The 5,394-nt window shown below is 37.3% G+C and carries 6 protein-coding genes; 1 reads left to right on the forward strand and 5 read right to left on the reverse strand.

Features of this window, described 5'->3' with window-relative positions; genetic code table 11:
- The first annotated feature begins 26 nt into the window (after positions 1-26).
- Positions 27-560 (forward strand): YceI family protein, encoded by a 534-nt coding sequence (locus tag V7147_RS16580; RefSeq protein ID WP_335368941.1) that lies wholly within the window; start codon positions 27-29, stop codon positions 558-560.
- A gap of 32 nt (positions 561-592) precedes the next feature.
- Here V7147_RS16580 and dacB read toward each other — a convergent pair whose 3' ends face one another.
- The 5 genes from dacB to V7147_RS16605 all read right to left on the reverse strand — a co-directional run bounded on the left by dacB (position 593) and on the right by V7147_RS16605 (position 5,295).
- The gene (gene dacB, locus V7147_RS16585) at positions 593-2,020 is read right to left on the reverse strand and encodes a D-alanyl-D-alanine carboxypeptidase/D-alanyl-D-alanine endopeptidase (RefSeq protein ID WP_335368942.1); all 1,428 of its coding nucleotides are present in this window, start codon (positions 2,018-2,020) and stop codon (positions 593-595) included.
- A gap of 193 nt (positions 2,021-2,213) precedes the next feature.
- Positions 2,214-3,044 carry an undecaprenyl-diphosphate phosphatase gene (locus tag V7147_RS16590; protein WP_335368943.1) on the reverse strand — a complete coding sequence of 277 codons (831 nt, stop codon included), beginning with the start codon at positions 3,042-3,044 and terminating at the stop codon, positions 2,214-2,216.
- 25 nt (positions 3,045-3,069) lie between these two features.
- Entirely contained in the window at positions 3,070-3,684 is a 615-nt protein-coding gene (locus V7147_RS16595; RefSeq protein ID WP_335368944.1) for a DedA family protein, read from the reverse strand.
- Positions 3,685-3,781: 97 nt separating this feature from the next.
- Positions 3,782-4,537, reverse strand: a complete 756-nt coding sequence (locus V7147_RS16600) for an exodeoxyribonuclease III (RefSeq protein WP_335368945.1) — start codon at positions 4,535-4,537, stop codon at positions 3,782-3,784.
- A gap of 23 nt (positions 4,538-4,560) precedes the next feature.
- Positions 4,561-5,295, reverse strand: a complete 735-nt coding sequence (locus V7147_RS16605) for a glucose 1-dehydrogenase (RefSeq protein ID WP_335368946.1) — start codon at positions 5,293-5,295, stop codon at positions 4,561-4,563.
- Positions 5,296-5,394 lie beyond the last annotated feature (99 nt).

Here is a 5,394-nt window from a genome sequence, read left to right on the forward strand (position 1 = left end):
AAATAATATTTTGGAGGAGATTTATAATGGCAAACACAAAATGGGCAGTAGATGCATCACACAGTAGTATTGATTTTTCAGTAAAACACATGATGATTGCAAAGGTAAAAGGTTCTTTCGAAAACTTTGATGCTACAATTGAGGCAGACCCTGCTGACTTAACAACAGCAAATATTGAATTTAAAGTAGACCTTACAAGTATCAACACAAAAAATGAAGATCGCGATAACCACCTTCGATCTGCTGATTTCTTTGATGTTGAAAACCATCCATCCATGACGTTCAAATCAACTTCTATTGTAAAAACAGATGATGGTGAGTATGATCTAACAGGTGATTTAACAATTCGAGGAACAACAAAACCTGAAACTTTCAAGATTGTGTTCGAGGGTGCAGGTAAAGATCCTTGGGGTAATGAAAAAGCTGGTTTTAGTGCAACAGGTAGCCTAAACCGCAGTGATTATGGATTAGTATGGAACGCAGCACTTGAAACTGGTGGCGTTCTAGTTGGAGACCAAGTCAAAATTTCAATCGAAATCGAAGCAGGAAAAGCTGAATAAGACATACGAAAAGCAGGCACATTGCCTGCTTTTTAATATTCGTATAGTAATGTAACAATTTTATCCTCGATTGGTTTACCATGGGCATCGTTCATTAAATTATTTAATAAGATTGAAAAAATAAGGTCTTCTCCACTTCTTGTATTAATATAGCCTGATAATGAACTCACCGATGTTATTGTTCCTGTTTTTGCTTTTATCTTCCCCGTCATATCTGGATGTTTCATGCGATAACGTAAAGAGCCCCCAACAAGACGTTCACTGTTTCCTGCTACCGGTAAAGAGCCTAAAAAGTGCGGAAACCAAGTTTGGGTTTGTGCAGAGTAGAGAAGCTTTGAGATATCGTTAGCAGATATCAAATTCACGTGTGAAATTCCTGAACCATCTCTGATAACCATACTACTAGGGTCTACACCGATTTTTCGAAGCTCTTCCTTAACGACATTAATCCCTTTTTCCCAACTACCTTCTTTATACCGGACCCGTCCCATCTCTTTTACCAATGTTTCCGCATGGCCATTGTTGCTTAGCTTCATAAAAGGAACAAGTAGTTCTTTAAGTGGAATCGATAAATCTGTCGCAAGCAGTGCTGCGTTATCAGGTGTTTTAGCACTCCCATCCGTTCCAATCACATGTATTCCTTGTTTAGCTAATGATTGTTTGAATATATCTAACGCATAGCCTGTAGGCTCCCATACAGTCATCCAATCTTGAATAGGTATTGCGTTAACCGGGATTGTTCCTTCAATCGTAATGACATTCTCTCCATGCTCTCGAATGATATCAATGTCTTTCTTTTCTTCTTTCTTTCCTGTTTTTGTATTATTGATGATTTTCACATAATTGTTCGATGGTTCTACTGAAATTTCAGCTTTCTCCCCCGCTTTCTTTCCAGGTGACACCTTCACAATTAAAGTGCCGGAATCATAATCCTGATTCGGGGATGCAGTTAAGCCTGATACAGCCGAACCGTAATAATAGGTTTCATCACTCCATGTTAAATCAATTGAATATCGCATATCATCATACCAGGTATCATCTGCAATCACATTTCCAAATATCACATCAATTCCGGAATTCTTAATTTTTTTCGCAAGTGCATCTAAATCTTCCTGGAGCAAGGTAGGATCTCCTTTTCCTCGAAGATAAAGATTTCCTGTTAGTTTGTTTCCTTCGAGTTTTCCATCAGTGAGGATTTCGGTTGAAAACTGATAATTTTCACCAAGGGCTGATAAAGCTGTTGCGGCCGTTACAAGCTTTAAATTTGATGCAGGTCGAAGTCTTATATCACCTGCATGTTGATACAAGATTTCTCCGCTTTTGGCTGACCTAATACTGATTCCGGCAATCGCACCCTTTAGGTTTGGTTCATTCATAACAAGCTGATTTAACCCCACGAACACCTCATTTTGGCTCGCATTTGCACTTGCTTCTTCTTGTTTTGGGTGAATAGATGGCATGATTGAAATAACAAGTAATAGAATTGCAATTAGCCAGTGTTTTCGAGATCTAATAACTGTTCTCCCCCTCTTCTAGTACTTTTGTACAAGTATGGAACTATTACCATATTTTATACAAAACTAGCATTAATATGAAGAGCGAATAGAATTTTAAGAAATATAAAAAGCATCCCAAAAGAGATGCTTTTTCGACTTAAAAAAACACAAAATATATGACAACTGCTAGTACAATGCGGTAAATCGCAAATGGCAATAGTTTGATTTTATCGATTAAGCGTAAGAAGAATCGAATCGAGATTAATGCGAATACGAATGCACTGATGAATCCTGCAATAAATATTGGGAATGCATCCATTGTAAAATACTCCAAGTTTTTAAGTAGAGAGATTCCACTTGCTCCTGCCATAATTGGTACAGCCATGATAAACGTAAAGTCTGCTGCTGCTCTATGGCTTAATCCAACTAGTACACCACCTGAAATTGTGGCACCTGAACGTGAAAATCCAGGCCATAGTGATAAACATTGAATCAGTCCAACTGTCAAAGCTTGTTTGTACGTAATTTCGTCCACAGTTTGTGTATTTGGATGGCTTGCACTATAGCGGTCAGCCACAATCATGAGGATTGCTCCAACTACTAGTCCAATTAACACGGTTTCTGTTCGGAATAAATAATCATCAATTGCGTCCTTAAGCAAAACGCCAAGAACACCTGCTGGAAGTAAACCTACGATAATATGAGTTAAACGTAAATGTTTTGCCCCTACCGGAACTATTTTATTTTTTCGGTTAAGTCCTAACAAATCAAAAAATCGATCCTTAAAAACAACGACAACGGCTAAAATAGAGCCAAGTTGAATGACAACTTTAAATGTATTTGCTGGGTATTTTCCAAGAAAGTCCTGCGTTTTTAGCCACATGTCATCAACGATTATCATATGACCTGTTGAAGAAACTGGTGCAAATTCTGTAAGCCCCTCTACCATTCCTAAAATAATGGCTTTAATAATTTCAATAATTTCCATCAGATTTAATATACTCCTTCTTTAATTAACTTGTTTTTGATTTTCTTTTGGTGAAAAATATGACAAGAAATCCAATTCCCGCTAATGCGATTAATGCATAAGTAATATTAGAGTAAATGTCCATGTAGTGGACAATGACATCCCATGATTCACCAAAGGCAGCTCCTAGCAACACAAGAATCACATTCCAAATTAATGTTCCAAGTGTTGTAAATACAATGAACATCCAAAAATTCATATTGGACATACCGGCTGGAATGGAAATTAAGCTTCTAATTAACGGAACCATTCTGCAAAAAAATACAGTCCAATATCCATACTTATCAAACCAAGCATCTGCTTTATGAATATCCTCTTTTGTTACCCGTAAAAACCGGCCAAAGCGGTCAACAATTTTCTCTAAACGTTCGACATCAAGTATACGGCCAACTCCGTAAAGAATCATCGCCCCTACAACTGAACCTATTGTTGCGGCGATGATGACGCCTGTCACGGTTAAAGACGTTTTTGTCGTCATAAATCCACCTGCAGTTAAAATGACCTCAGATGGTATAGGCGGGAAGATATTTTCTAGTGCAATTAATAGAAAAATTCCAATATACCCGAATTGGTCCATAAAGTCAGTAATCCAATTTTCCATTTGTACCTCCAAATAAGATGCTATTACCACTAAATCAATAAGCATTCTTATTGTAATCTATGTTTGTCCTTCTTTAAAGTATTCCTTGAAAATTTTACTATCCATGTAATTCAATTACGACCGGGCAATGATCGCTCCCCATTACGTGAGAATGGATTTGAGAATCCTTTAAACGGTCCTTAAATGGTTCGGAAACAATAAAATAGTCAATTCTCCATCCAATGTTCTTTTCGCGAACATTTCGCATGTAACTCCACCAGGTATATTTATCAGTCATGTCTGGATAAAAATGTCTGAAAGAATCAACGAAACCAGATTTGAGCAAGTCGGTCATCTTGCCACGCTCTTCATCGGTGAAGCCAGAATTTCCTCGATTCGATTTAGCATTTTTTAAATCAATGTCCGCATGGGCGACATTCAAATCACCACAAAGAATAATTGGCTTTTTCTCATTTAATTGAATCAGATAATCGCGCATACGATCTTCCCAGTCAAGACGGAAGTTGAGACGTGCAAGATCTCTTTGTGAATTTGGTGTGTACACATTGATTAAATAAAAATCATCAAATTCTAATGTTAGAATTCGACCTTCAGCCTCTTCATTCTCATCACCAACACCATACGAAACTGAAAGTGGCTTCTCTTTTGTAAAAACAGCAGTTCCAGAATACCCTTTCTTAAGTGCATAATTCCAATATTGATGATAGCCTTCAAGTTCCAAATCAATTTGACCTTCCTGGAGCTTTGTCTCTTGCACACAAAAAATATCAGCTCCCATTTCATGAAAATAATCCAAAAATCCTTTTTTAACACAAGCCCGTAATCCATTTACATTCCATGATACAAGTTTCATAATCTTATAGCTTCCTCTCTATTTTACTCTTCATATATCATTTTTCTAGTCATCCCGCCGTCTACAGCAAGATTTATTCCCGTAACAAAATTGTTCTTCGAATCAGTTAAATAGAGACAAGCATTTGCAATATCTTCTGGTTTTCCGACACGCTTTGAAAAATGCTGTTCGTGATCAATTTCACGAAGCTTCTCATAGTTACCAGTTTCAATCCAACCTGGTGAGATCGCATTTACTGTAATCTGATATTCCGAAAATGATGCAGCAAGTGCATGAGTAATGGCAACAATTCCGCCCTTTGTTGCTGCATATCCTTCTGAATAAGGCTCAGACATGATCGCTCTGGTTGATGCAATATTGACGATTGAACCACCTGATTCTTTCATATATTTTGCCGCTTCTCTCGAACATAAAAAAACACTTCGCAAATTGGTATTGATCACATCATCCCATTCTACAACTGTGACATCGAATGGTGATTTGAAAAGATTTTTCCCAGCGTTGTTTATTAAAATATCAATTTTACCATATGTTTGATAGGTTTGGTTCATCAATTGTTGGATATCTTGTTCATTTCTTACATCTGTTTTAATAAAAATAGCTACCGCACCTTGTTCTTTAAGCTTGCCTGCAAGTTCAATTCCAGATTCAACATCCATATCTGCTAGAACAACCTTTGCTCCACTTTTCGCAAAAGCTTTTGCAATCCCTTTACCAATTCCGTTTGCTGCTCCCGTTACAATTACAACTCGACTCATTTTCTTCACCAACCTATTTTATTAGAATCAAATACGCCTTGGCGTATTTGTGCTGATTTTTAGGTCCACAGGAAGTGGGTTAAAAAGACGTTGCCACAG

Origin of the sequence: Bacillus sp. JJ1521 (genome assembly GCF_036965165.1) — a bacterium.
Classification (GTDB): Bacteria; Bacillota; Bacilli; order Bacillales; family Bacillaceae_L; genus Ferdinandcohnia.